General features: G+C 48.9%; 27 protein-coding genes. 12 read left to right on the forward strand and 15 right to left on the reverse strand.

Going from position 1 to position 25,480, the window contains the following annotated elements; translation table 11 throughout:
* Positions 1-14 precede the first annotated feature (14 nt).
* The 3 genes from QXT02_RS03080 (at position 15) to QXT02_RS03090 (ending at position 3,567) form a co-directional block, all read left to right on the forward strand.
* Entirely contained in the window at positions 15-1,580 is a 1,566-nt protein-coding gene (locus QXT02_RS03080; RefSeq protein WP_404980426.1) for a glutamate synthase-related protein, read from the forward strand.
* Between the two features lie 104 nt (positions 1,581-1,684).
* The gene (locus QXT02_RS03085; protein WP_342811874.1) at positions 1,685-1,930 is read left to right on the forward strand and encodes an Lrp/AsnC ligand binding domain-containing protein; all 246 of its coding nucleotides are present in this window, start codon (positions 1,685-1,687) and stop codon (positions 1,928-1,930) included.
* Between the two features lie 386 nt (positions 1,931-2,316).
* Positions 2,317-3,567, forward strand: a complete 1,251-nt coding sequence (locus QXT02_RS03090; protein WP_342811875.1) for a Glu/Leu/Phe/Val dehydrogenase — start codon at positions 2,317-2,319, stop codon at positions 3,565-3,567.
* A gap of 467 nt (positions 3,568-4,034) precedes the next feature.
* Here QXT02_RS03090 and QXT02_RS03095 read toward each other — a convergent pair whose 3' ends face one another.
* Genes QXT02_RS03095 through QXT02_RS03130 form a run of 8 tightly spaced genes read right to left on the reverse strand, consistent with a single transcriptional unit; the run spans position 4,035 to position 12,031 of the window.
* Positions 4,035-5,375 carry a glutamine synthetase family protein gene (locus tag QXT02_RS03095; RefSeq protein WP_404980427.1) on the reverse strand — a complete coding sequence of 447 codons (1,341 nt, stop codon included), beginning with the start codon at positions 5,373-5,375 and terminating at the stop codon, positions 4,035-4,037.
* 55 nt (positions 5,376-5,430) lie between these two features.
* Complete coding sequence (locus tag QXT02_RS03100; RefSeq protein WP_342811876.1) at positions 5,431-6,108, reverse strand: hypothetical protein; 678 nt, start codon at positions 6,106-6,108, stop codon at positions 5,431-5,433.
* Positions 6,109-6,115: 7 nt separating this feature from the next.
* Positions 6,116-6,637 (reverse strand): hypothetical protein, encoded by a 522-nt coding sequence (locus QXT02_RS03105; RefSeq protein WP_342811877.1) that lies wholly within the window; start codon positions 6,635-6,637, stop codon positions 6,116-6,118.
* Positions 6,625-7,026 carry a hypothetical protein gene (locus QXT02_RS03110; protein ID WP_342811878.1) on the reverse strand — a complete coding sequence of 134 codons (402 nt, stop codon included), beginning with the start codon at positions 7,024-7,026 and terminating at the stop codon, positions 6,625-6,627. The genes QXT02_RS03105 and QXT02_RS03110 overlap by 13 nt, the downstream gene beginning before the upstream one ends.
* 20 nt (positions 7,027-7,046) lie before the next feature.
* A complete protein-coding gene (locus tag QXT02_RS03115) occupies positions 7,047-7,409 on the reverse strand; it encodes a hypothetical protein (RefSeq protein WP_342811879.1) in 363 nt (120 codons plus the stop codon).
* A 6-nt stretch (positions 7,410-7,415) separates the two neighbouring features.
* On the reverse strand, positions 7,416-7,853 hold the full coding sequence (locus QXT02_RS03120) for a hypothetical protein (RefSeq protein WP_342811880.1): 438 nt from the start codon (positions 7,851-7,853) through the stop codon (positions 7,416-7,418).
* Positions 7,854-9,836: a hypothetical protein gene (locus QXT02_RS03125; RefSeq protein ID WP_342811881.1), complete on the reverse strand. Its 1,983-nt coding sequence runs from the start codon at positions 9,834-9,836 to the stop codon at positions 7,854-7,856. It abuts the gene before it with no gap.
* Positions 9,809-12,031, reverse strand: a complete 2,223-nt coding sequence (locus QXT02_RS03130) for an ATPase, T2SS/T4P/T4SS family (protein ID WP_342811882.1) — start codon at positions 12,029-12,031, stop codon at positions 9,809-9,811. The genes QXT02_RS03125 and QXT02_RS03130 overlap by 28 nt, the downstream gene beginning before the upstream one ends.
* A gap of 134 nt (positions 12,032-12,165) precedes the next feature.
* Here QXT02_RS03130 and QXT02_RS03135 point away from each other — a divergent pair, with 134 nt between their 5' ends.
* On the forward strand, positions 12,166-13,011 hold the full coding sequence (locus QXT02_RS03135; RefSeq protein ID WP_342811883.1) for a class I SAM-dependent methyltransferase family protein: 846 nt from the start codon (positions 12,166-12,168) through the stop codon (positions 13,009-13,011).
* Positions 13,012-13,027: 16 nt separating this feature from the next.
* Here the strand turns inward: QXT02_RS03135 and QXT02_RS03140 are convergent, their stop codons facing one another.
* Positions 13,028-13,219 carry a hypothetical protein gene (locus tag QXT02_RS03140; RefSeq protein ID WP_342811884.1) on the reverse strand — a complete coding sequence of 64 codons (192 nt, stop codon included), beginning with the start codon at positions 13,217-13,219 and terminating at the stop codon, positions 13,028-13,030.
* 9 nt (positions 13,220-13,228) lie between these two features.
* Positions 13,229-13,885 (reverse strand): metallophosphoesterase, encoded by a 657-nt coding sequence (locus tag QXT02_RS03145; protein ID WP_342811885.1) that lies wholly within the window; start codon positions 13,883-13,885, stop codon positions 13,229-13,231.
* 132 nt (positions 13,886-14,017) lie between these two features.
* Here QXT02_RS03145 and QXT02_RS03150 point away from each other — a divergent pair, with 132 nt between their 5' ends.
* Together QXT02_RS03150 and QXT02_RS03155 are read left to right on the forward strand one after the other, a co-directional pair.
* On the forward strand, positions 14,018-14,737 hold the full coding sequence (locus QXT02_RS03150; protein ID WP_342811886.1) for an acetate--CoA ligase family protein: 720 nt from the start codon (positions 14,018-14,020) through the stop codon (positions 14,735-14,737).
* A complete protein-coding gene (locus QXT02_RS03155; RefSeq protein WP_342811887.1) occupies positions 14,737-16,050 on the forward strand; it encodes a CoA-binding protein in 1,314 nt (437 codons plus the stop codon). Before QXT02_RS03150 ends, QXT02_RS03155 begins: the two co-directional genes overlap by 1 nt.
* Here the strand turns inward: QXT02_RS03155 and QXT02_RS03160 are convergent.
* Complete coding sequence (locus tag QXT02_RS03160; RefSeq protein WP_342811888.1) at positions 16,039-17,367, reverse strand: dihydroorotase family protein; 1,329 nt, start codon at positions 17,365-17,367, stop codon at positions 16,039-16,041. The two genes, QXT02_RS03155 and QXT02_RS03160, sit on opposite strands and share 12 nt — an antisense overlap.
* Positions 17,368-17,389: 22 nt before the next feature.
* Positions 17,390-17,602: a histone gene (locus tag QXT02_RS03165; protein WP_342811889.1), complete on the reverse strand. Its 213-nt coding sequence runs from the start codon at positions 17,600-17,602 to the stop codon at positions 17,390-17,392.
* Positions 17,603-17,695: 93 nt separating this feature from the next.
* Here QXT02_RS03165 and QXT02_RS03170 point away from each other — a divergent pair, with 93 nt between their 5' ends.
* From QXT02_RS03170 to QXT02_RS03185, 4 genes are read left to right on the forward strand one after another with little or no spacing between them, the layout of a single operon-like run.
* Positions 17,696-19,042: an amidohydrolase family protein gene (locus QXT02_RS03170; RefSeq protein WP_342811890.1), complete on the forward strand. Its 1,347-nt coding sequence runs from the start codon at positions 17,696-17,698 to the stop codon at positions 19,040-19,042.
* A gap of 4 nt (positions 19,043-19,046) precedes the next feature.
* Positions 19,047-20,135: a 4Fe-4S binding protein gene (locus QXT02_RS03175; protein WP_342811891.1), complete on the forward strand. Its 1,089-nt coding sequence runs from the start codon at positions 19,047-19,049 to the stop codon at positions 20,133-20,135.
* A gap of 25 nt (positions 20,136-20,160) precedes the next feature.
* Positions 20,161-20,691, forward strand: a complete 531-nt coding sequence (locus tag QXT02_RS03180) for a DUF2179 domain-containing protein (protein ID WP_342811892.1) — start codon at positions 20,161-20,163, stop codon at positions 20,689-20,691.
* Between the two features lie 33 nt (positions 20,692-20,724).
* Complete coding sequence (locus QXT02_RS03185; RefSeq protein WP_342811893.1) at positions 20,725-21,522, forward strand: XdhC family protein; 798 nt, start codon at positions 20,725-20,727, stop codon at positions 21,520-21,522.
* Here the strand turns inward: QXT02_RS03185 and QXT02_RS03190 are convergent.
* On the reverse strand, positions 21,506-22,078 hold the full coding sequence (locus tag QXT02_RS03190; RefSeq protein WP_342811894.1) for a nucleotidyltransferase family protein: 573 nt from the start codon (positions 22,076-22,078) through the stop codon (positions 21,506-21,508). The genes QXT02_RS03185 and QXT02_RS03190 overlap by 17 nt on opposite strands.
* Positions 22,079-22,177: 99 nt before the next feature.
* Here QXT02_RS03190 and QXT02_RS03195 point away from each other — a divergent pair, with 99 nt between their 5' ends.
* Positions 22,178-22,594 carry a Tfx family DNA-binding protein gene (locus QXT02_RS03195; RefSeq protein WP_342811895.1) on the forward strand — a complete coding sequence of 139 codons (417 nt, stop codon included), beginning with the start codon at positions 22,178-22,180 and terminating at the stop codon, positions 22,592-22,594.
* A 52-nt stretch (positions 22,595-22,646) separates the two neighbouring features.
* Here the strand turns inward: QXT02_RS03195 and QXT02_RS03200 are convergent, their stop codons facing one another.
* Complete coding sequence (locus QXT02_RS03200) at positions 22,647-23,102, reverse strand: single-stranded DNA-binding protein (RefSeq protein WP_342811897.1); 456 nt, start codon at positions 23,100-23,102, stop codon at positions 22,647-22,649.
* Positions 23,103-23,223: 121 nt separating this feature from the next.
* On the opposite strand from QXT02_RS03200, the gene QXT02_RS03205 reads away from it, so the two are divergent.
* Positions 23,224-24,825 (forward strand): DNA topoisomerase I, encoded by a 1,602-nt coding sequence (locus QXT02_RS03205; RefSeq protein ID WP_342811898.1) that lies wholly within the window; start codon positions 23,224-23,226, stop codon positions 24,823-24,825.
* Between the two features lie 10 nt (positions 24,826-24,835).
* On the opposite strand, the gene QXT02_RS03210 is transcribed toward QXT02_RS03205, so the two are convergent.
* Positions 24,836-25,360, reverse strand: coding sequence for a nitroreductase family protein (locus QXT02_RS03210; protein ID WP_342811899.1), 525 nt, complete (start codon positions 25,358-25,360; stop codon positions 24,836-24,838).
* Between the last annotated feature and the right edge of the window lie 120 nt (positions 25,361-25,480).

Below are 25,480 nucleotides of genomic sequence, written 5' to 3' on the forward strand. Positions count from 1 at the left end.
CGTACCTAAATGGTATGTCAATTTCTGGAACGAGAACCCGAGTTCGGGATGTAAGTCCGACAAGTGGAATGTGTCCTATCTGTATTAAAGAATGCCCCGTTCTCTGCGAGATCAGTCTTTCGGCATTTCGCGGCAGAGAGGTTCTCTACCCATCTCAAAGTTATTTTGGACAAAGCACGGCCGCATCATTAAAGAACTATGATCTGGATTGGTCACATTTTAACATCCTTTCTAGACTCAGGGGCGCTGAGGGTATATCTCCTGATCCAGACGTTGCTTTATTTGAAAACGTGAACATCGAATCAGAACTGGGGGGCATCCCCCTCAAAGTGCCACTTGTTACCGGCGCATTTGGTTCCACACCCGTGGCAAAACTTAATTGGGATGCTCTGGCCGTGGGGGCCGCCCTTTCTGGTGTGATACTAGTTATTGGAGAAAATGTCTGCGGGGTGGATCCGGAATCTAAATACGCCAATGGCAAGGTAACCTACTCCAAAGAACTCGAATACAGGGTTAAGAAGTTCAGAGAATTTTGGGACGGAAAATATGGTGATATTTCTGTACAAACTAATGTGGAGGATCAACGAGGGGGCGTTGATATTTATGCGATTTCTAAGCTCGAGGTCAACATTATCGAGAGAAAGTGGGGACAAGGGGCTAAGGCCATTGGTGGCGAAATACGGATAACCTCACTTGAGCGAGCCATCGCCCTGAAAAAGCGTGGATACGTGGTGTTGCCTGACCCAGAAGATAAAGCTGTCCAAGAAGCGTTTAAAGCCGGGGTTTTCAAGAGCTTTGAGCGCCATAGCCGGGTTGGAATGCCGACGGAGAGGGGCTTCGTGGAAGACGTTGAATGGCTGAGGGATCAAGGGGCAAAGAAAGTTACTTTGAAAACAGGAGCCTATCGACCCATCGATACTGCATGGACTATGAAAGTTGCATCGGAAGCAAGGGTAGATTATGTAACCTTTGATGGGGCTGGTGGTGGCACGGGCATGAGCCCTGTGCCGATGATGAACGAAATGAGCACACCAACGGTCTATCTTGAAGCTCAAGTTCTTAAGTGCGCTCAAATACTCAAGAAAAAAGGCCGGTACGTCCCTGACATAAGCATGGCAGGTGGTTTCATCAGCGAGGGACAAATTTTCAAAAGTATTGCAATGAGCAATTTCGGGCAAGGACCATTCATAAAAGCCATCACCATGGCCAGAGCTCCGCTAACAGCAGTGATGAAATCTTCTTATTTTGTGGAACTGGCTAAGGAAAACAAATTGCCACGTGATTTTGCGGAACAATATGGAAGCACCCCGGACAAATTTTTCCTAGCGGCATCAAAAATAAAGGAGCTACACGGCGATAGATTCAGCAATATACCGTTCGCTGCCATAGGCCTTTACACATATTTATGCGATCGAATCGGTGTCGGACTAAAGCAACTGCTTGCCGGCGCGAGAAAGTGGAATCTCATGTTAATCAACAGAAGCGACCTTGCGGCATTAACTGAACGGGCCTCTAGGGTTACTGGAATACCGCTAATGGACGAGACCGAAGCCGATGTGTTTGAGCAGATATTGGAATAGTCGTCACAAAAGTTATATTCCATCGGTGGGCACAAAAGACCAAGAAAAGAAAATTGACTAAAGCTTTTATAAAAACAATTCTCCAAAAATAACAACGGGGAAAAATGGTTGAGGCTTTTATTATGATAAAAATCGGTGTTGGCGAGTATCAGAACTTAGTCTTAACTATCAAAGAGAAATTGGAAAAAATGCCGGAGGTAGTCGAGGCCTGCCCTGTGTTCGGACGATACGATATGGTGGCAAGAGTCAAGGTAAAAACTTTGGCCGAGCTGACGCGCTTAGTTGGGGATAAAATCAGATCAATTGATGGTGTGACAAACACCGAAACATTTGTAGTACACGAGGGATAAAAGATCCGGTTTGCGGCCGGAAACAGCTAATCTATTGATGCCTCAAGGTCCCTGATGACTACCTAAGCAGCTGCTGGCCAAACCGTGATTGAGGCCAACCGTTTGATCTCATCACTAGCAGGAGTCCGATCGTAACTCAATGTGCTTTGCGCCGATTGGTGCATCTACAGCGAGTGCTATTTCGAAAAATCAGAACTAATTAGGGTTGTTGCTTTCTGACCTGCGATTGGGAAAGGCTCCGAACTTTTTTGGTATAACAAATTATGAGGTTGACCATCAGGCTGTGGCAAAAGGAGCTTCATAATCTTGATGAGATTAATATGTTAATAGCGTCAAAGTCTTCTAAAGGTTTATAAAGAAGAACAATCATCATCTTTGGGAAAAACATGCCCTCAAATTCAAACCCCTTCAGGGCTGCCATAGACCAACTCGAAAGAGTTGGAAAATTACTAAATATAGACCCTTCCACTATAGAAAGGTTGAAGCATCCACGCCGAGAAATTATCGTATCCGTTCCAATCCGCATGGATAACGGGGAAATAAAAGTCTTTACCGGCTATAGGATCCAGCATTGCCATGCCCGAGGACCATTCAAGGGAGGGATAAGATACCACCCTAAGGTCGACCAAGAGGAAGTTAAAGCTCTGGCCATGTGGATGACTTGGAAATGCGCGGTTGTGGACTTACCCTACGGTGGCGCAAAGGGCGGCGTCGCGGTGGACGCGAAAAAACTATCAAAAGGAGAACTGGAGCGATTAACCCGACGTTATACTGCAATGCTTCTGGACGATATCGGTCCCTATAAAGACGTCCCGGCACCTGATATGTATACAGATGCTCAAACGATGGCCTGGATAATGGACACTTACAGCCAGTTTAAGGGACATTTAGTTCCAGAAGTTGTTACTGGGAAACCGATAGAGCTTGGAGGTTCTGAAGGGAGAAGAGAAGCCACTGGGCGGGGTGCGGCAATCTGTGCCAGAGAAGCCGCCAAACAGCTCGGAATGAATATGAAAGGTCTGACAGTCGCAGTTCAGGGTTTCGGAAATGTAGGCCAGTGGGCAGCAAAAATCCTCGAGGAAATGGGTTGCAAAATAATAGCTCTGAGCGACTCTACCTGTGGAATCTATGATCCAAAGGGATTCGACGTGCGCGCTGTAATGGAGCATAAGGAGAAAACCGGCAAACTTCGTGGTTTCGCTCATGGAGAAGAGATCACTAATGAAGAGCTTCTGCAACTTGATTGCGATATTCTAGTTCCCGCGGCGATGGAAAACGCGATAACTGAATCAAACGCACACAATATAAAGGCAAAAATTATCTGCGAGGGGGCAAACGGTCCGAGCACGCCCAAGGCAAGAGAAATATTGTACAATGAAGGAGTGCACGTTATTCCAGATATCCTCGCCAATGCTGGTGGTGTTACCGTCAGCTACTTTGAATGGTTACAAAACCTTCACCGTGAACACTGGAGTGAGAGTGTCGTCAACCAGAAGCTAGAAAATTATCTAGTGAAAGCCTACCATGATGTCGTCAAGACAGCAGAAGAATACAGGGTCGACTTAGCAACCGGGGCCTATGTGCTTGGGATCAAAAGAGTTGTAGATGCCCAAGAAAGTCTCGGCTTATTCCCGTAAGACCCAAATCCAGAAAAACATTTAATTGTTGAGCCGAACCAAATGTGATCGTCTAGATTTTACCTTGATTATAGATGAAAGATCACCGTTAAAAGCGCATTTTAATTTTCGAAAAATTTATTACCAAAAAATTTGTTAACTGCAATCGCGGGGATAAGCCGACAGAACAGGCTGAACTCCACCTACGGGTGCGGGGGATCCACGGAAAAACTCAGCGCAGCTGGGGGAGGCCGTGGATAAGGTGCACAGCGGTGTGCACCGAAGCATGGATGTCGGATAAAGATCACGAAACGAAAGCGCGGCAGGGTAACCGGGCCGCCGCGGAGTAGTTTCGTGATCGTCCCCGCACAAAAATTATTCCAAATTATCACACGAAGGCCTATTGTAACCTCATCAAATTTCTCTGGCTCATTATGCACGATCGCGAATTGAAATTATTTAAATGAGTATGGTGGAACTATCCCTAGCTACAGCGCCGGCAACAAAAACTTGTGCTCCCAGTCGCTTACGTGTGCCCGGTAACTCTCCCACTCCTTTTCCTTGACATAGATAAAGTGCTTGAAAAGGTGTTCACCCAGCGCCTCCCTTATCAACTCACTCCGACGCATGTAATCCAGAGCCTGACCCAAGTTCTCTGGCAACGATTCTATACCCAAGGCCTCGCGATCCTCGGAGCTCATGTGGTAGATATCCTTCTCCACCGGCTCAGGCGGCTCTATCTTATCCTCAATTCCCTTCAACCCTGCTGCCAACATCACCGTGAACTGAAGATAAGGGTTGCCCGCCGGATCTGGGTTGCGAAGCTCGATACGTGTATGGGATCCTCTCCCCGCCGGAACGCGGATATAAGCGCTCCTGTTTCTGTTCGCCCAAGAGATGTAAACCGGGGCCTCGTAACCTGGCACCAGCCTCTTGTAGGAGTTTACTGTTGAAGCCAAGATGGCGCAAGTCTCCTTGGCATACTTCAGGAGCCCACCGATGAAGTAAAGTGCATACTTGCTCAGTTTGTAGGATCCCTTTGGGTCGTAAAATACATTTTTTCCCTCAGGGGTCATAAGCGACTGGTGGACGTGCATCCCTGAGCCATTGACGCCGTAGATGGGCTTGGGCATGAAGGTGGCGTAAAGGCCGTGGCGATAGGCGATGTTCTTGGTGACGTACTTCATCATGGCCACTCGGTCGGCTGAAGTCATGGCATCAGCGTACATGAGATCTATCTCGTGCTGCCCGGGAGCAACTTCATGGTGCGAGGCCTCCACATCAAAACCCATCAGATTAAGATAGTTAACTATCTCCTTCCTGATGAGATCACCCCTATCTCTCATCAGGTCAAAGTATCCTCCTGAGTCCGAAGGTCTAGTCGTTGGCAAACCCTGCTCATCTAACATCAAGAAGAAGAACTCATACTCCGGAGCCGTGTTGAAGGTCCAGCCTTTTTTCTTGGCCTTCTCTAGCTGTCTTTTTAATGCCGCCCGCGGATCCCCCTCAAAGGGATTGCCCTCATGATCATAAACATCGCAAACCATCCGCGCCGTCTTAAGAGTGTCCTGCAACCAAGGAATAATCACAAAAGTTTCCGTATCTGGCATCAGGCGCATGTCAGATTCCTCGATGGTGGCATAGCCTAAAACCGACGATCCATCGAAGAAGACCCCTTCATCCAGAGCCTTTTCAATCTTGGTGGCGGGAATGGTGACGTTTTTAACCGTGCCAAGAATATCGGTGAACTGCATCTGGATGAACTTTATGCCCTCCCTCTTCACTGTTTGAATTATCTCGGCCTTGGACATCCTCTCAACCCCACTCATCTCCTTGTCCTCGGTATTTATAACTGGTGATTCTGTATAATGGAAAATACACTTCTCAACCCTCATTTTCCGGAGTAATCGCCCGGCCGCCGTATAACTCTGTAATGGTCAGCTTCAGGGCACTATTCTCTCGGTAAATGCGGAAGGAAAACATCTCCGCAGAATAATTTTCATTGAGCTCCTTCTCCAATGCCGCGATGTCGGCTGCCCGCTGGGCCCAGCTGTAGGCTAGGTTGGCCAGATAGAGCATCCTCCCGTAGCGCGGAACTACGCCGGCATCCAGCTTGACTCCGTAGGCCTTGGCTCCCGAAACGTGGTTGAAGCTCGCCTCTAGGTAACCATAGGCGCGGAGTCCACCATCGGGAAGCCACTCAATCTGCAGCGAGTTTTCATCGCTTAGCGGCACGTAGATGTTTTCGAAATTGGAGTACGACCAGCCCGCGGCAATGCGCTGGTTAAAGTAGCTGCGCAACCGGGATTCCACCTCTGCCTTAGATCCGGCAAACTTACCCACCTCAAACATGGCCGCTGCAATCGCTGATCTGAGCGAATCGTTCAACTCCGCCTCAATGACCAGAGCCACGGCCCTGGTGGTATCAACGGCCATTCTTTCCTGTAAAACCTCTATCTGACGTGTATAGCTGGATTCGAATGTGTTCAAGGCAGCTATCCCAGCAAGGATCACAAACACAGTGAATATCGCCAGCAGCTCAGCCGATCCCAGTTCGTCCATCAGCCACTCACCCCAGTTTAAAGAGCGTTACACGGGCATCTGCCTGTGCCACCCTGTTCTCGCCCGCTCCGGCAATCACGATAGTATATTTTCCCGAGAAGGTGTATCTCTCAACATTCGGTCCAGGTGGGCCAATATTTCCGGGACTGATCTGTACCCAAGTCGAGTTCTCATAGGTGAGTTCAAAAATGACGCCATAGCCCGGCGGGCGCAAATACGAGAAAAGTACATCCAGCCGCGATTTCAGGTAATCCGCCGGAACTATTTGAGGCGACACGCCAATAGCATTCTCGGCTACTGCGCCAAGATAACTCAGAGAATAGTTCTCCACCTGAGAGAGTTCGAGGGTTCTATAAAGATACTCAGCCTTCAGCTGCATCTGCCTGCTAACCGCCGAATTTATGGCCCCAAACCTGTAACTATGCAAAAGCACCCCGGCAAATACCACGATCAAAAACATGAAAGCTATCGATAAAATATCGCTTACTCCTCTATTCTCCGGGACTAGTTTCCCTTTCAGGCTCGCCACACTTTAACCTCCATTTTAGCGTAAAGCAAACGTCCATCCTGATAAAGGGTGACTGGCACCGTTATCGCACTGATCGGCTTACCATCTGGCGGTGACGGGCCAAAGGGACCCAAAATGGTCTCAGCATCAGGATTGTAGCAAATTTTTATCTGGTAGGAGAAATTTTCCCCCCCGACTTCCTGCCTAAAATCAAGGGAGGAGATCCTCTCAACGTCAACGATATATTCGCGTGGTCTAATGCCCTCCACGTGGGCCAAGCTGTTAAGGACCAAGTTATTCGTGATCGATGTGGCCGTGTCAATCAATCCAGCTGTGGAGAGCATGCTCTGGTGCTGGCTGTAAGCTGAAACCAGCAGAGTAAGAAAAACTATGGCTAGGAGAACTGCCAAGACCGACTTGAAAATTCTTATCAGATCCGTCTTACCACCAGCCTGCCATCTCGGATGGAAATTGAGAGATCGTGGCTTCCGGGACCCAGTTCAGGTGAGTCTTCAGAAAATGTCATCACGAAACCATCCGCCGGAACACCGTAGCCGTCGATAAAAATTCGATTTTCTATAAATCGCATGTGATAGTTGCCTGGGATGTTTATTCTTACGTTCTGCGTGCCGCCAGTGGATATCACCGTCCCGCACGCCTCGGCCACCCTAAGCGCCGCTTCTTTAGCTACCCCCTCTTCGACCAACCCCCGAACTAAAAGGAATCCAAAAATGCCGACTGCTATCGCAAAGGCACTCAGGATGACCAAACCTAAGGTGCGCAGGGCCGGCATGGAGACCTACTCCACCGTGAGATCAAATGTTGCCGTCTGCTGAACCCCATCAGTTCCCGTTGCCTTAACCGTGATCGTGGTGGTACCTGGCTGTGCCGAGCTTCCGACAACGATCGTCATCGTGGACCCAAAGGCCGGCACACCAGTGGAGGGTGAAAAACCTACCGTAACATTTGCCGGAACTCCTGAGGCTGAAAGAGATACATCTTTATCATAGGGACCGATGCGCTGCACCGATACATTAACTGTTATTGTGTTTCCTGGTCTAACCGTGGCGCTTGTCGGTGAGAGACTAACCGTGAAGGAAAGCATCCCGGTTGCTCCTCTCCCTGCCCAAGTATACACCGCGTAGCCTATCCCTAAACCAATAACCAAGAGCACGATGCCGGCAAAAAGTTTCATCGCAAGCGGCTCGACGCCACACTGATCAAGTCCCTTTGCCACTCAACCACCTCCTACCGTTATTAACGTTAGCAAGAAGCTTGTGAGGGTAAATATAGTTGCCGACACTATGACTGACTTTGCCACTGAGGACCATAGCTCCACCCTGTCGCCGGCGGCTCTGATGTTAGCTATATATCTGGCAATTATAAAGCTCAGAGCCACCGCGGTGATTCCCATGACCAACCTGAGAAGGGCAATCTCCATTATCCCCATCGCTCCAAGAAGAAAGGGAATGCCGGTAACACCCGCGGTTGCCGCCTGTGCCGCCATCGAAAACTTCATGCCGGACATGAAGTCCATCACCCAAACTGACATCGAACACACCACCGGTATGAGAAGGGAAGCCACCAGCCACAGGTTTCCCATGGCCTCGTCAATCTTTTCCCGGAAACGTCGTTCAACGCGATGAAGAGTCCGCAGGAACTCTGCAGCCATCATGCAGGCCCTGCCGGCCGCTGCCTCGCTGTCGCGCCTGATTCGGGAAATCATCTCCAGAAAGCTCCTTATTATGGGATTGTAACGGCCACCATAGCCTCTCTCAAACAATGCCTCATGGAGATTCAACCCGTATCTCTCCATTTTCGCACTCACCTCTTTGAGTTCATAAGCTAGGGGGGAGCCGGCCATCAAGTTGGCCGCTTCAGCCATCGCCTGCGGCATCGGCTTGCCATCCAGCATTCTTGATCCAATGGTATTCAACGCGTTACCCCAGTCGGTCAGCTTTCGTCTTTCCTCGTCGCGGATCCTAGCCCTTTTCGAAACGTAAAGATACGCATAAACGCCTATGGCTCCGGCTGCGGCCCAAACGAACCAAAATGTCGAGAAGCTGAAAACTATGTAACCCAGCGGTCCCCCGGTTTCTCCAAATAAATACAATACCCCGGGCCAAGCAATCGCCACAAAAACTATGAAGGGAACAATAAGTGAGGGAACTTTTTTTCCAAATACCATCAATCTGCCAGGTGGCGGCAGGCGAGGATCGTCCTCAGGAAGGGTAGAAATTTGTATAGTAGCTGGACGATGTCCCATCATGAACTGAGTAAAAGCCAAGAAGGCGATTACCAACCCCAAGGCTACAGCAGTGAAAAATTTCAAATCCACGAAATTAAACCCGATGACTCCAAAAATAGGTGATAGCCCCACGACGCTGATTATGGCCAGTGAGCTAAAGGTAAGAAAGGCGAGCGTGGGCATAACGAGGCTATTCAAACGTTTGGTCAGTTGCTCCTCGGCACCTTCTAAAACCCGTTCTGGAGCCTTAGCAACGTCGGCCAGTCTCGCTGATTCATCTTTGGCTCCAGTAGATCTTAGAATATCAAAGATAGCCTGACGAACGCTGTCGTCTATTTCACCCCATTCATTGGCTACCACCGTCAGGAGATGACGCACCGTTTCATACCTGCGGCGTTCATCGAGTTCGAGCAGGCCCCTTTGAAGGTCTTCAGCCAGTTTACCCTCACTCATGTCAGCCGCCTGCACGGTGGCTCCTCGGATATCAGGACGATGGTAGAGGGAGAAACTGAGCAACATCACCGTCCTTATGGCCTTTCCCTGAGCATCGGCGCGGCGCTGAGCCGCCACCGAAGCAGGATAATTCTGAAAAGCCATCATAAAAATTCCGCCAATTAAAAATCCAGCCATCGGCAAGTAAAGAGAGCCAATAATGTCACCGCCAGTAAAGATAATCAACAACCAAATCAGGAGAGAGGATATTATGGGAATGACCATGGATAGAACCAAGCCCGCGGCCCAATCTTTAGGCTCAACTTTTATACCTGCCTCTTTCAACTCGCGCAGGGTTTTTTGACTCAACCTCGAATTTTTCGTGAAAAAGCCGAAGATGCCACCGGCGACACAACAAAACTTCTCATAAAATCCTCTCTTTCGTGGGCCTAGGACCCTCTGAAGGGCTTCGCGAACATCGCTCGGTATAGGAAATCTTTCAAGAGGAGAGATCAGGTCTTTTTCAGCCAAGATCGCCAAGCCTCCAGCACCTTTGAGTAATCAGGAGCATTCTGCTTCTGTAGGTAGAAATAGGTGTTATAGGCCCTGCTCACAAAGGGTAGCTCAAGGCAGCTGGAATCACCGGATTTCTTGGCCAGCATCAAGAGGTCGGATTTCATCTTTGCCTCTGCCAAGATTGAGGCGAGAAATTCTTCCTCTTCAATTGCCAGCCGCTTACAAAGCGCTGGTATTAGCTGGCTACCGCCTTTCTCCGGAGGCAGAAACCTAATCGCTTTTGTCGCCTGCTTGATATCTACTTGAGATAGATCTTTGGAGTTCAACCTCTTGAGCAAACCGCTGGGACCAATCAAAAGCTTTGACTGCACCAGCCTATCGTGCTTACGATCATCGACAAACAGCTCAGAATAGCTGGGCTCATCCTTCCAGTCCTTAAGAACCTCGGAAATCTCAACAATTCTCCTGATGGTACCGCTTGGTGAGGTAAACCTCGCCGTGCTTATGATAAAATCAATGTACTTGAAGGTGGCTTGGTGCAATCCCATTATGTGGACGATGAGGTCAAACATCTCCCGCTTACTCCTAGCGTGAAAGCTCGCCACAACAGGCTGGGAGCCCTGTCTAGCGGCAGCGCCCAGCGCTGCCCTTACTGCGTCCGCTGCCCTGACCTCCGTGATCAACCAATAGCTGGAGCCACCTCTAAGAAAGGCATTCACCTGCCGCTCAAGCTGCTCCGGGTCCGAAACCCTGACGTTGGCCAGCTTATAGCCGTGAGAAACAAAGTCCTCGATGTGTAACTCCTCCGTGTCTTGAAAGGCTACGATCCTGTTGTGCGGGCCTATCTCCGGCACGTAGGTTTCGACTTGGGAAGTCTTCGCCGTGCCCATTTCTCCGATGACAAAGGCACTGGAGCCGATTCTCAAGACATTGCCTAGAAAGGAACTTGCCAGTGGCGAAAGAGTCCCCCGCTCCAAGAAGAGCGGCTGCGTCCATGGCTTGGAACGGCGCTTCCGAACCGCGATATCAACGCTGCGAGTCCATATGGCGGGATAGCGGCTCAAAAACAAACGCATCCCCAGTTCAGGTATTTCCGCATCCAGCTGGGGCCGGATTTCGTCAAACGATGTTCCCAATCTAGACGCCAGCGTTTCACCCAAGCCGAGCAGCGCGGGAGTGGTCCAATATATGCCGGTCTCCAATCTACCCCAGCGCTCGTGTTCCACGTATATCGGCTGGATCTCCGGCGGTGCGGCAATGAAGATATCAGTGATACGATCGTCGTGGCTAAAGGGCTCAAGCAGGCGATAGGTCAGCCAGTTGGCCATTAGCTCCGCCAGCCTGCGAACGCTGGCAGCAGGTACTGAAACCTTTTTCTCTCGCAGAATATGCAACAGTGCATTGTACCATTCCTCGGCAAACGAGTAGCTGCGGGTCGAGTAGGCAAACCTAGCATGGCCGGGGGCTTCCTCAATCTTTATTCTGAAGGCGGAGTCCAACAACTCCAGCTGATCGGCGGGTAGGCTAAACTCGGGCAAAACCAGCTCGTAAAAAGGGACTGGGTTGTTTCGCTGCTCGTAGATATTCACCTTGCCACGGCCATCTGATAAATCGTAACTTTCTAACAAGCTGGCTTCGCGAGGCGGAGGATTCCATAAGCCCTCAATGAAGAAAGGCTTGATTCTGGCAGAAAAAACTTCATCGTAATTTTTCGATGAAAGTCGCTTAAACATCGGATTGCTTCCCAACGTTACCTTTATGGTGTCAACTAGTTTGAAATAATTTTCCTCGCTGCACTTTTTGCACTCAGAACTGCTCTTAATCCTAGAGACAACCAAGCTGTTATCAATGGGGCTAAGATCATGGGGATCTGCCATTATCTTATCCAAGGCCTCCGTCAGGGCGGCCATCCGGGTCTCGATGCACTTTTTACACTTTCCATCGCCTTCCTTTCCACCGTAAAGGGAGCGGTCGAGAGCAAGCTGCTCCGCCGCTGCTATTGTTCTGGCCAGCTTGGAAAGCTCACGTGTGCGATAAATCCTCACCGTTGGTTGTAGAAGGGTGACCTGATCAACCTCCGTTTCCGCACGCAGCCGGCTGAGGACGCAATAGCGGCACTTTGGTTCGTTAAGCGTGCACACAAAACCGCAACCGTGGCAATCAAACTCTGCCACCCTCAACGGACCGGAATCTTTAATTTCCAAACTTGGGCATTCCATACCGACCATAATACTCTAAGAGCGATAAAATAAAGCTACGCCTGTACGAAAGGCGGTCATTTAATTAAGAGCAGAAAATTGGTAACCTGACAACAAATTCTTTTTCCGGCTACAGTAATTGCTATTGGGGTTAAATGGCTGAGGACCTGCGCGCAAGGCTAAAGAACTGCCTCTCCAACGATGAGCTAAAGTTGATCCGGGCCTTTGATGTTATCGGAGATATCGCCATCGTCAAGCTGCCCGAGCCGCTGCTTCCCAAAAAACACCTCATTGGAAAGGCGCTGATGGAAGTACAAAAAAACGTGAAAACGGTCCTCAATCAGGTTTCCCCGGTAAAAGGCGAATTTCGAACTCGGGAGCTGGAGGTAATCGCCGGAGAAAACAGGACGGAGACTACCTACCGTGAATCTGGCTGTGATTTTAAGGTTGATCTGGCAAAGGCCTATTTTTCACCGAGGCTGGCAACAGAAAGGCTCCGGGTGGCTAGACTAGTAAAACCGGGTGAAGTCGTGGTGAACCTGTTCGCCGGTGTCGGCAGCTATTCTATAATCATCGCCAAGCACAGTCAAGCTGCCCGCATTTATTCCATCGACATCAACCCCCATGCCTTTGAATACATGCAGACCAACATACGCATCAACAAGGTTGGAGACCGCGTGGTTGCTATCCACGGCGACGCTCGCGAAGTTGTGGAAAAAGAACTCGCTGGAAGAGCAGACCGCGTGCTGATGCCCCTGCCTGAGCTTTCCCGTGATTTTTTTGATGTAGCTTTAAAAACACTGAAGCCCACCGGCGGCGTGATCCACTTCTACGACTATGGTGAGGAACCTGATATCTTCGGGCCTTCGACCGCTTTCGTCAGAATTAAAGCTGCTGAAAGAGGATTTGAAGCCACCATACTGGGGGCAAGAAGGATTCGCTCATATGCCACACGATGCTATCACATCGTCTTAGATGTGGGACTAAAACCTGTGGGCTGAAAAGTGACTTGCTGAACTATTTTCCCTTTTTACTCAACCAGCGCCTTCTGATTTTCTTGGCCAGCTCTCCATTCTCGATAATAAGTGGCCCTCGATAGCCACAGTCAACACAATCATAAACGGACCAAAGCTGGGGCAGTCCCGATGCCCATCTCAATCTACTTGAGCCACATCTGGGGCAGTGGCCGGGAGTTCTCCTTGATTTCAAATTTCTACCTCAGATTTCAAGCAGGCGAAAGTTGGCTCTCTTACTTTCGTCAATTACAATCTCGGCCGCAAACCCCTTGACCATTGGACCTGGATTCACGACAAGTGTGCGGCCCAGCTGGTCAATCCCGCGACCTTCATGGACGTGGGCACAGAGGGCAAGCAGGGGTTGCCTTTGTTCGATGAACTGGCGGATGCTTTTGCTACCCACATGGGTTCCTTCTCTGATCCGATCTACCTTGGTACCATGCGGCGGAGCGTGGGTCACGAGAACCAACTCCCCCACTGTCTCGCAAGAGACTGCAGCCAGCTCTTCCTGTATTTCCGCCTCGGTAAGCTCAAACGGTGTGTTAAACGGTGTGAGGTTTGAACCACCCAAACCTAAAAAATTTAAATCGCCTAGCTTAGCGCATCTGCCGTGAAGATTTACCCCCTTTTTATCCAAAACTTGAAGTATCGACTTTGGATCACAGTTGCCAGGCACGCAAAAACAGGTTGTACCTGATTCCTTAACCAAGTCCAGCAGACTCTCCGCCACCTCAGGCGGCCCAAAATTGGTGAGATCTCCGATTAAAACCAAGCAATCATAGCCACCTTGGAGCAGCTTGGAGAGATTATTCTCTGCCCCTGAGTTCCCATGAAAGTCAGCTGCTGCCAGTAACTTCACATAAACACCTAAAAGTAAGAGAATACTTGCCAATATTAAAAGTGTTTGCTCCAACACCTAGCCATGGGGACGCCCCGGCTGGAAAAACTTATATGAATTGGTGCTAAGTAGTTTTGATTTCCGGTGATCCGTTTGACCTCCAAACAGAAAATATTGGAAATTTTAAATTCGGCCAAAACTGAAAATCGGCGGGAACTCTCCGAAATGGAATCAAAAAGCCTTTTGGAGGCGTGGGGAATACCCGTCAACCGAACCGCCTTAGCAAGGGATGTCGACGAGGCTGTCCGAATTGGTCGAGAAATTCGTTACCCTCTGGTATTAAAGATAGCCTCACCTGACATCATCCACAAGAGTGATGCTAAAGGGGTTATGGTAGGAATAAGCTCAGAATTAGAGCTAAAGCAGGCTTTCAACGAAATCATAAAAAATGCTCGGGAATACAAGCCCGGGGCAAGAATACTGGGGGTAACTATCCAGGAGTATCTGCCCCCCGCCCGCGAAGTCATCGTTGGAGCGATACAAGACCCCTCCTTCGGAGCCACCGTTATGTTCGGATTGGGTGGAATCTGGGTTGAGGTGCTCAAGGACATCAGTTTCAGGCTCGCACCCCTCACCATTGAAGAAGCCAAGGAGATGATTAAGGAGATAAAGGGTTATCCTGTCTTAGCTGGAATCCGAGGCACTCCACCGGCGGATATTGAGGCCTTGGCCAGCTTAATTCAGAAAGTTGGACAGCTGGCCTATGAATTCCCAGAAATTGCGGAGATGGACCTAAATCCAGTATTTGTCTTCAACGAGGGGAAGGGGGCAGTGGCCGTGGATGCTCGGATTGTCCTTGGAGAGGGCAAGTAATGTCAGCCGAGCTCAAACCACTCTTTGAACCTAAATCGATATTTCTAGTTGGAGCTTCAGAACTAACCGGGGAAGAAAAGATTTTCTCGGAACTGTTTCATTCGCTGGTGCAAAATATCTCCAGCTACAAAAAGGGAAAGGTTTTCCTAGTTGACCTCAGCGGTAGGGTCCAGAGCTGTTACAAAAGCGTGAGCAAAATCAAGGTTGGTTTGGACTTGGCTGTTGCCGTGCTGCCTGAGAAATTACTGGCTAGAAACCTGCATAAATTACTTTCAAGGCAGCCGAAATTCCTAGTAATAGTAGCAAGCAAAGTAGGGGAAGAATTGGCAAAAAAGACGAGAAAAAAAACATTAATCATCGGACCGGAATCAATTGGGGTGATCAACACAAAAAATGGCTTAATCGCCGTCCCGGGAAGGTGGCAGATTTTCAGCGGGGATGTTGCTTTTATTTCACAGGATAGTTGCATCGCTGGGAATGTGCTTAGTCTAGCAACGACCACGGGAATCGGCAAATTGGTTAACGTGGATGAAAATTTTGGGATTGATGAATCGGACATCCTGACCTACCTCTCAAAGGATAAAGAAACCAAGTGCATTTGCGTTTACTTAAAAAAAGTCAGGGACGGTCGGAAGTTCATAAGGGCCTTGTCTGAAACCGTCCCAGAAAAGCCCGTGATAGTTCTCAGCGGGTCAGTTGCTGGTGCAGAAATACTAGAGGCCGCGGTGAAGCAGGCGGGTGGAATCATCGTCCGCGACATCAGGGAGATGCTGAACGGAGCTGCCGCGCTGGTAAGACAGCCATCCCTTCATGGAGAGAAAGTCGCCGTCATCACCAACGCCTCCGGGCCCGCGGAACTTTTTGAAACACACCTCTCGAGAAAAAACATGGTGCTGGCCAAACCGTCCCCAGAAACTGTAGAAAAAATACGAAAACAACACCCGCAGGCCGAAATATCAAATTTTATCGATCTGGGAAAAATGGCAGATGGTGATGTATACAAACGCGTTGCTGAACTGTTGCTCTCAGACGAAGAGGTAGATGGAATAGTGATGATAAATTCAATGAAACTCACCAGCTTCGGCCTCGAGGATCTTCGAAAAATCGCGGAGATCGCTAAAAAAATTAAAGAAAAGCCCTTAGTTAACGTTGCGCTCTGTGCCAATGACAATGCCGCCTTCAAGGAGATTGTATCCGAATCTACGTTGCCAATTTACTCCCAAGTCGAAGAAGCTGCGGAAGCCATAGATATTCTAAGGTGCTGGGGAAAATTGCTCAGAAAAACTCCAACCTACTTGAACTCACCTAGGTAAAAATTGGCCGTAGCCAGTTGACTGAACAACCTCTCCGCCTTGGGCAATTATCGCGCCTCTCAATATCGTCATAACGGGGATTCCCTTGACCTTCATGCCCTCAAAGGGAGTCCAACCCACCTTATAATGGAGCCTATCCGCTGAAATTTTGGTCTCACTTTTAAGATCCAGAACAGTCAGGTCAGCATCGGCGCCCTCCTGAATGGCTCCTTTACGGGGATAGAGGCCGAACAGCACTGCCGGCTTGGTGCACATGCAACTGACCAGCTGCTCCAGAGTAAGCCTGCCCTTGGAAACGCCCTCACTGAGCATTATGGGCAAAAGGGTTTCAACCCCGGGAACTCCTGCAGGTGCCTCCCAAATGTCGACCCAACCCTTTTCCTTCTCCTCTTTGAGAGCAGGCGCATGATCTGTAGAAACGATATCTATAACTCCTTCTCTAAGTGCCTGCCAAAGCGCGGCCCGATCTCTATCCGATTTAATGGATGGATTCACCTTCAGATAGGGTCCCAATCTTTCCATATCCTCTGTGGTGAAAATTAAGAAATGAGGACAGGTCTCAGCGCTTACATGTACCCTTCTCTCCCTCGCCTTTTTAACGGCTTCACAGCCCTCACGCGTGGTGACATGGGCGATATGCGTCCAGCATTCCGTCCTTTCAGCTGATTTGAGGACCTTCTTTACCGCCTTTTCCTCCGCCTCGTTTGTGCGCGAAATAGCGTGGGCCAGAGGATCTTTTCTCTTTCTCAAGGACCTTAGGTTCTTGCCAAGGACCTTCTGGTCCTCCGCATGTATGATCGTTACCCCGCCGATCGCTTTAACATAACACATCAACTCTTCGATGTAATCATAAGTCATCTGGTAGGGCTCGCAGGTAAACGCCTTAAATGACTTTATACCAAAGGAGCTGATCTCTGGAACTTTCTTTATCGATTCCGAACTCATGTTACCCGCGTGTAAGGAAAAATCGGTGACGCTTGTCTTGCAGCCTAAATCAATGGCTTCCCCTATGCTAGAGCCGGAAACAACGGGTGTGTCTAACGGCATGACAATTACCGTTGTCACACCTCCGGCTGCGGCTGCAGAACTACCGCTGGCGAAATCCTCGCGATTCATAAACTTTTTGTCATAAAAATGAACGTGGGAATCAATCACTCCTGGTATTATTACCTTGCCCCTGACGTCTATCTCCTCATCTCCTTTGGGAAGACCGCTAACGGCAATTCTGCATATCCTTCCATTTTCAACTGAAATCTCGCCCTCCACCATGCCCTCAGGCAGAACTATTCTTCCGTTACGAAGGACTAAATCACTCAAAAAAATACACCCCAGACAAAAATTATTTGGGTATGGCCGCAACAGCCGCTCTTATATCCTCTTTACTTAATGTCTTAGCCCCACGATGATCCCTGAGCTTTACGGCCTCCCTAGCCACCCTCAGCGCGTAATCCTCAAGGACGACACTCAACTCTAGGGCGGCGTCCCGCGAAACGCGAACCTTAGCTGCCCTCTTGATCAGCTTAATCATGGTAGCTATCAAAAACTCCGGCATTTTCTCTTAAATCAGTGGAACATTCTGATATTTTAACCTGTTGTCTATTCACTAAGGTTTAAACCTACCACAACCATTTCACTAAGGGGTTGAATGGTCGAACTTTTGATAAAAAATGGTCTTATTGTAACGATGGATAAAGATCGAAGAATCATTGCCGAGGGCTCCATAGCTATTGATGAGGGCCGGATTGTCTCCGTCAAAAAAGGCTCAACTACAAAGAGCAAACCTGAGGAGATGATAGACGCCAGAGGAAAAATCGTCATGCCGGGGCTCATTTGCTCACACACCCACCTTTACGGGATGCTGCTCCGGGCTGCCCCGCTCAGGATAGAGCCGCCAACCGATTTTTCACAAATACTTCAGCGAGTCTGGTGGCCTATGGACGAAGCCATGACTAAGGAGGACGCCTACGCTAGCGCTCTAATCTCCTGTCTCGAGTTCATAAAAACCGGGACCACGTTGTTTGCCGACACCTTTTCGGGCCCCAATGCCCTTCCCGGGGTCCTCGACAGAATTTCAGCTGCTGTGGAGCAGTCGGGTATGCGAGGCATCATCTCATTTGAAGCCACAGAAAGACACACTCACGCCGAGGGGGCAAGAGGAACCAAGGAAAACGAACGATTCATCCTGAAGGCAAAGAAGGAAAGGAAGCACCGAGTTCATGGGATGTTCAGCATCCATGCCTCTTTCACCGTATCCGATGAGCTTTTCAGATACGTCAGAGAGCTGGCCAGTCGCTACAAAGTTCCGCTGACAATCCACGTCTCTGAGGGACTATGTGATCTATATCACAACTACGAGCGCTACGGAAAGCGAACAGTTGAAAGGCTCCAAGATGCGGAAGTTCTCGGCCCTGATGTCGTGCTGGCGCACTGTGTGCATGTCAACGATGAAGAACTGGCTATAATCAAGAAGACCGGGGCCAAGGTAGCCCACAATCCCATGAGCAACATGTTAAATGCGGTGGGCGTAGCGCCAGTGGTTAAGATGCTGAACATGGGAATTTCAGTTGGCCTAGGAAACGACGGTTATATTTTTGACGGCTTCGAAAATATTCGTGCGGCTTTCCTTTTGCATAAAATTGGGCTCAGAGACCCCCGGGCGATATCCGCCATGGAGGCTCTGGAGATGGCCACCATCAAAGGTGCGGAACTTTACGGACTTGAAAACGAGCTCGGCTCCATCGAACCTGGAAAACTGGCTGACTTAATTATCGTTAACCCCAAAAGAGCACCAACGCCTATTGTCCCTGAAAGCGTGATCGGACATCTGGTCAACACTGCCAGCGGTAATGACGTCGAAACGGTAATAGTTGGTGGAAACATACTTATGCGGGACAGAAAGATGCTATCGATGGAAGAGGAGGAAGTAATCAAGACCTCGAGAAAATCCGCCGAGAAGCTCTGGCAAAAGTTGGGAGCTATAAAAAAGAGATGATAAAATGGTGGATCTCTCCGTTGAAATTTGTGGATTGAAATTCAAGAACCCAATAATGCCCGCAGCCGGGCCAACCGTCCGTGACGCTGACAGCATGCTCAAAGCTGTGGAAGGAGGAGCTGGCGGCCTTGTTGCCAAAACTATCAGCGTTACTCCAGCCCAAGTACCACGCCCTTGTATTGTAAAGATAAAAGACAGCATTCTAAATGCCGAGCTCTGGTCCGACCTTCCAGTGGAACAGTGGTTGAAAGTTGAATACAAAAAGGCCAAACAGGCGGGTGTCCCGCTGATAGCGAGCATCGGTTATAAGGCCGATGAAATCAGAGAACTCGCGCCCAAGGTAGCCGCGGCAGGTGTAGACGCGCTGGAAATTTCTACCCACTACTTGGGAAACGACCCCACCCCAATAGCCGAGGCCACAAAAGCCGCCAAGGAAGTAGTTGACATTCCTGTGTTCGTCAAACTCAGCCCAAACGTGCTTGACATCAGCCAGTTTGCCAAGGCTGTTGAAAAGGCAGGCGGGGATGGCATCGTTGCAATAAACACTTTGGGTCCATGCCTCGCCATTGAGATAGAAAATGCCATGCCCATGCTCGGAAGCGCCCACGGCTATGGCTGGCTCTCAGGACAGGCCATAAAACCCCTAGCGGTTCGGTGCGTGGCCGACATTGCCCGCGCGGTCAAGATACCGGTAATCGGTGTGGGTGGAATTACTACTGGAAGGGATGCCATTGAGTTCATCATGGCCGGAGCCTCTGCCGTTCAGTTATCAACCGCGGCTATTATCCGGGGACATAAAATATACGGCATAATTGCCGATGAAATGGCCAAGTTCATGAAGGCAAAAGGATACAACACCATAAATGAGATCAAGGGTATGGCACTTCGACATCTTCCGGATCAACCATTGCGTGTAACACCAAAGCCAGTCGAGGTCATTGCCTCAAAATGCACGGCCTGCGGGCTCTGTGAAAGACACTGTCCCTACAACGCCATCAGGGTCATTGGTAGGGTGGCAAAGGTTGACGCCGCTAGGTGTTATGAATGCGGCCTATGTGTATCCGTTTGTCCCACTAGAGCCATTAGATATTAAGACCATCGCCTTGGGTGGTAGAATCATGGAAGAAGTTATTCTGTGGACACTGCTGATTTTCTTGGCTCGGCTGACGGATGTCTCAATGGGAACCATGCGCACTATTCTCATAATCAGGGGTAGACGAGGAATAGCGGCTTTTTCAGCTTTTTTTGAGATAATGGTCTGGGTGCTGGCAGTTAGCCGGGTAATAACTCAACTTGATCGCTGGTATTACATCGTTGCCTTTGCCTTTGGCTTTGCCTGCGGAAATTATCTCGGCAGTTATCTGGAGGATAAAATCGCGATGGGTTATTGCTTCGCCTATGTTGTCCCCAACCAAAAACGAACAAAACTGGCAGATATTCTCAGGAAAAATGGTTTTGGCGTGACGGTATTAAAAGGAGAGGGACTAAAAGGAACTGAATTTGTCTACAACATAGTTCTGAGGAGAAGGGACACCCATCGATTTATAAAAACTCTTGAAGCCAACGACAAAAAGGCCTTTTATACCATAATGGACATCCATGCCTTGCATGGCGGATATATGCGACGGGCCACCAAAAGAAAGATTTAATTAAATAACCAATCAAGAACTAAATTCGAACCTATGTCCGAGAATATTTTCAAGAAGATTAATGAACTTTTAGAAAAGGGCGAAACCTTCGCGATCGTGACTATAGTCAGGACTGAAGGATCCACGCCGAGAAAGGCTGGAGCCAAGATGATCGTCATGCCAGATGGTGGAACCTTTGGAACCATCGGTGGTGACTGTGTGGAAGCAGGAGCGGTGGCCGAGGCCCTCGAGGCCCTAAAGGAGGGCAAGCCGAAAACATTTACCGTGGCATTAAAGGAGGAAGAACTAGGTGGCATTGGGATGAAGTGCGGTGGAATGGTTGAGGTGTACATAGAGGTCATCAATCCCGCACCAAGGCTTTTGATCATCGGCGGGGGAAACATTGGAACACAGCTGGCAAAGCTAGGCCATGATGTCGGCTTCGCTGTTACTGTTGTCGACCCAGCTGCAAAAAAGGAAAACTTTCCTGAATATGTTGAGGTCGTGCCCGAGCCTGTAGAGAAGGGAATAAAAATGACTTCGATCACTCCTCAGACCTACATCGTCATCGCCACCGGACACAAATACGATGAAGATGCGCTTAAAGCCGCGATCAACACTAACGCGGCTTACATCGGGATGGTCGGAAGCAAAAGAAAAGCCGCTGTAACTCTTAAAAAATTAATTGAAGAAGGTATGCCTGAAGAAAAAGTTAAAATGGTGCATACGCCGGTGGGTCTAGACATCGGCGCTGAGACCCCTGAGGAAATTGCCATCAGCATAATGGCAGAAATAATAAAGGAGCGTCGAAAACCCAACGCCTCCGGCAACAGTCTTAAAATTTCCATTTAAAAGCTTCAAGACCCTCAGGGGTGTCGATATCGGTAATTGCCCATTCTCCTGATTCTAAGGTTCTGAGATCTTCTTTGTGCCTATGAATGACATCTCTCAGAAACTGATCTTTACCTAGGCCCAAGATTTCATCAAATAAGCTCCTATCAAACAAGACGGGGTGTCCTTTCTTACCTTTGACGACTGGACAAACTACCTTGGCACCGTTTTTCCAAACCTCTATCGCCTTTTTCAAGAAGTCAACCTCGACCAATGGTTGATCTCCCAAGGCCACAAAAACGGCATCGAAGTCTTTCAGCATTTTTAATCCTTCTTTAACCGAGGTCACCATACCATCCAGATAGTTAACGTTAACCGTCCACTTCACATCCAACCTCCTCAGAAGAGGTATGAGTAGTTCAGGTCTGTGCCCCAGTACGACCACGATTTCATCCACAACCTTTTTGAAGGAGTCTATCACCCACTCCAGCATCGGCCGTCCCTTTATCTCAAGAAGTAGCTTCTGAGTCCCCATCCGTCTTGACTCGCCTGCACCAAGAATAACAGCACCGATCACAATATCTCATCTAATGGGACCTAATTAAAACCCTGCGCGCCAATGAGCGAAAACAAAATATTATTAAAAAAAGAGTTGATGAAAGTATGAGAATCTAAGATGATTGACTTAAAAATGACCCACCTGACCAAAAAACAATTCGAGATTCTTAAGCGGAGAATAGCCGGTAAAAGCCTCAGCGAGATCGCCAAAGAGTTGCACACGAGCAGGGCCAACGTCAGCTCCATAGCCAAAACAGCCGAGGAAAACGTAAGGAAATCCAAAAACACTTTGAAGCTGATTGAAATGATAGACTGGCCTATAAAAATAGAAGCCAAAGCCGGGTCAAATGTATACGAAATTTCTGAAAAAGTTTTTCATGAGGCCGATCTAAGGAAAATCAAGATTGCCCACGATTACTCTGAAATCGTAAGGATGATAACCAAGGTACTCGGGACAGCGGGGCTCAGGCGCAGGAAAGCCCTGAAAGACTTCATCATTTTCGTCAGTGGTGATGGCCGGGTTGAGGTCCTTTAAAGAGTCGCTTTATGACAACTCTCCCCTCGGACAAAATTTACTCTAAAATTGCTCAAAATCTCCGGCTGCCACCGTAGTGGCCACGGCTCCGGTAGTCACGTCTCGGTCTAAACGGCCTGCGCTCCTGCTGATGCTCCGTCGCGCTGAGATCCACCTCAGTGTTAACGTCCTTTATTTCCTGACCCGTCTTCGTCATCTTTCCATATTTACCTATATTGAGGCGCATATGGCCCTGCACCAGAGAGACATAGCCGTTTTCTATCGACAGAACATCTCCTTCACATACCGATCCTATTTGCTCCTGCCAAAGCGAAAGTAAAATCGTGCCCGTCTCGTCCCCCACGCGAGCGTCGGCCACCTTTTTCGGCTCTCCACCGAATCTATCTGGTATCTCCTTGGGCTCCCCGATGCTCATCACTTTAACCGTGAGATTTACTCGCCTTGATTGCGGCGTGAGATCCTTCACCTTCACCGTTTGTGCCGAAGGACTTTCCCTCGATATTTCCATCTATATGCCCGACTCCCCCTATGGCTTCCAAGTATAAATAGCGAGTTGGTGGTGAAAGTTTAACCTGTAAACCTCAAAATCGTTTTTATACCTCCAGATTAGTTTAAGATAAGTTGATAATATGGTGTCGGAGTTCAGAATAGAAAAGCTACGGCACAACGGAGTCATAATCCCTACCTATGAGCCAATGGGCTTCTCCATTAGGTTGCGGGGAAAGACAATAAAGCTGAGCCCGGAACAGGAGGAAATGGCTGTGGCTTGGGTCAAAAAACTTGGAACTGACTACGTGAAAGATCCCGTTTTTGCGAAAAACTTCGGCACCGATTTCTCGAAAGCACTAGGCCTTGAGGAGCCGGTGCCCATCGAGGAGTTCGATTTCTCGGAGATCATCAAGTGGGTCGAAAGTGAAAAAGCAAAAAAGGAAAACATGAGCCGTGAAGAAAAGAAGAAGCTCGCGGAAGCCAAAAAGAAAGCCCGGGAGGAAAACAAACTGAAGTATGGTTACGCTGAAGTAAATGGACAGCAGGTGGAGATCGCCAACTACACCGTGGAGCCACCCTGTATATTCATGGGGCGTGGCTCGCACCCGCTACGAGGGAGATGGAAACCGAGAGTGAATTATGAGGACATTATCCTCAATCTCTCGGAAGATGCACCCACGCCACCGACACCAGTAGGGCACAGCTGGGGTGGCAGGGTCTTCGAGCCCGAATCTCTATGGATAGCCAAGTGGAGAGATAAACTGACTGGTGAACTGAAATACGTCTGGGTGGCTGACAGCGCCTTTTTCAAACAAGAACGCGAGAAGGACAAATTTGACAAGGCTAACGAACTTGAAAAAATCATAGACAAGGTTCGAACCCACATAAATGAAAACCTCAATTCAGAGGACGTCATGCGCCGCAAGATAGCCACGGTTGCCTACCTCATCGACACTTTGAAGATGAGGGTGGGTGACGAAAAGGACGAGGATGAAGCAGATACTGTTGGAGCCACAACTCTACGAGGCTGTCATGTACAGTTCGAAGACTCGGACACGGTAAAATTCGATTTTTTAGGAAAGGACGCCGTGAGATGGACGAAGAGCCTCAAGCCACCAGCCGTCGTAATCCGGAACCTGAAATCCTTCATCAACGGACCTGACAAGCCAATTTTTGAAGGCATTCGCTCGGAGATGGTAAATGATTTTCTAGGCGAAGTTGCTCCTTGGTTAACGGCAAAAGTTTTCCGAACCTACCACGCCACCAAGGTAGTCAGAGAATTCCTTAGCAAGAGCAAGGTGAAACCAGAGGATCCTGAATTCAAAAAGAAATATGTGGCCACCATGGCAAACCTTGAAGCTGCGATTACCTGTAACCACAAGAGGAAGCTTCCGAAAAACTGGGAGATCTCGTTAGAAAAAAAGAAGGAGAGAGTAAAAGCACTTGAGGCAAAGCTTGAAGAAGTCATGAAAAAACCAAAAACGCCAGCACGAGAAAGACAGATGAAAAAACTAAAGGAGAAGATAAAGGAAGCCAAATTAAAAGTTGAACTCGCAACTGCCACAAGAGACTACAACTTGGGAACCTCCCTCAAAAGCTACATCGATCCGCGGGCTTTTGTTAACTGGGCTAAAAAGGTTTCTTACGATTGGAGAAAATACTATCCCAAGACACTGCAGCGGAAATATGCTTGGGTTGACGAGAGAGAGGAGAAATTCCCCACCAGACAGACGGGTGATTGAAGTTCCCAAGTTAACCTTGGAACTCCTCAAATCCGACTATCTGATTCAAGCGCTTCTTTTTACGGACCAGATGAAGTAGCTTTGCCATCAGATCGAACTTTTTGCGGGGATATCCCAACGCCAAAAGTGCAATCACCTTATAGTGATCCGGGATTCCTAAAATATCCTTAACCAAGTCCTCATCAAAGCTGCCCACCCAGCAGGTCCCCAGCCCCTCCGCCGTGGCCGCTATGACCATATTTTGCATCGCAATGGAAACGTCAACCACATGCCATTTTGGTGAGGACTTGGTATCGCCGCAGCCAACTATCACAACAGGTGCTTCCTTGAGAAAACCGGCAAACCTGCCGCTTTTGGCGATCTTTTCCCTCTTCTCGGCATCGGTGACTACGATGAAGTACCAAGGCTGAACATTTTTCGCCGAAGGGGCTAAACGTGCCGCTTCAAGGATTTTCTCAATTTTATCCTTTGGGACCGGTACCTTCTCGTAGGCCCGAATTGACCTACGCACCCGGATGGCCTCAAAAACCTCCATTTTTGCCCCAATTCTGAATAAATTCTTGCTCTTAATTTTATTGTTGGTGTCGTGATAAATTTCAGCAACATGAATTCAAGTGATACTTCTTCCACCAAGTTATGGAACTCGTCCACTTCC

It is taken from the genome of Hadarchaeum sp. (SeqCode) (assembly GCF_038871235.1).
Lineage (GTDB): Archaea > Hadarchaeota > Hadarchaeia > Hadarchaeales > Hadarchaeaceae > Hadarchaeum.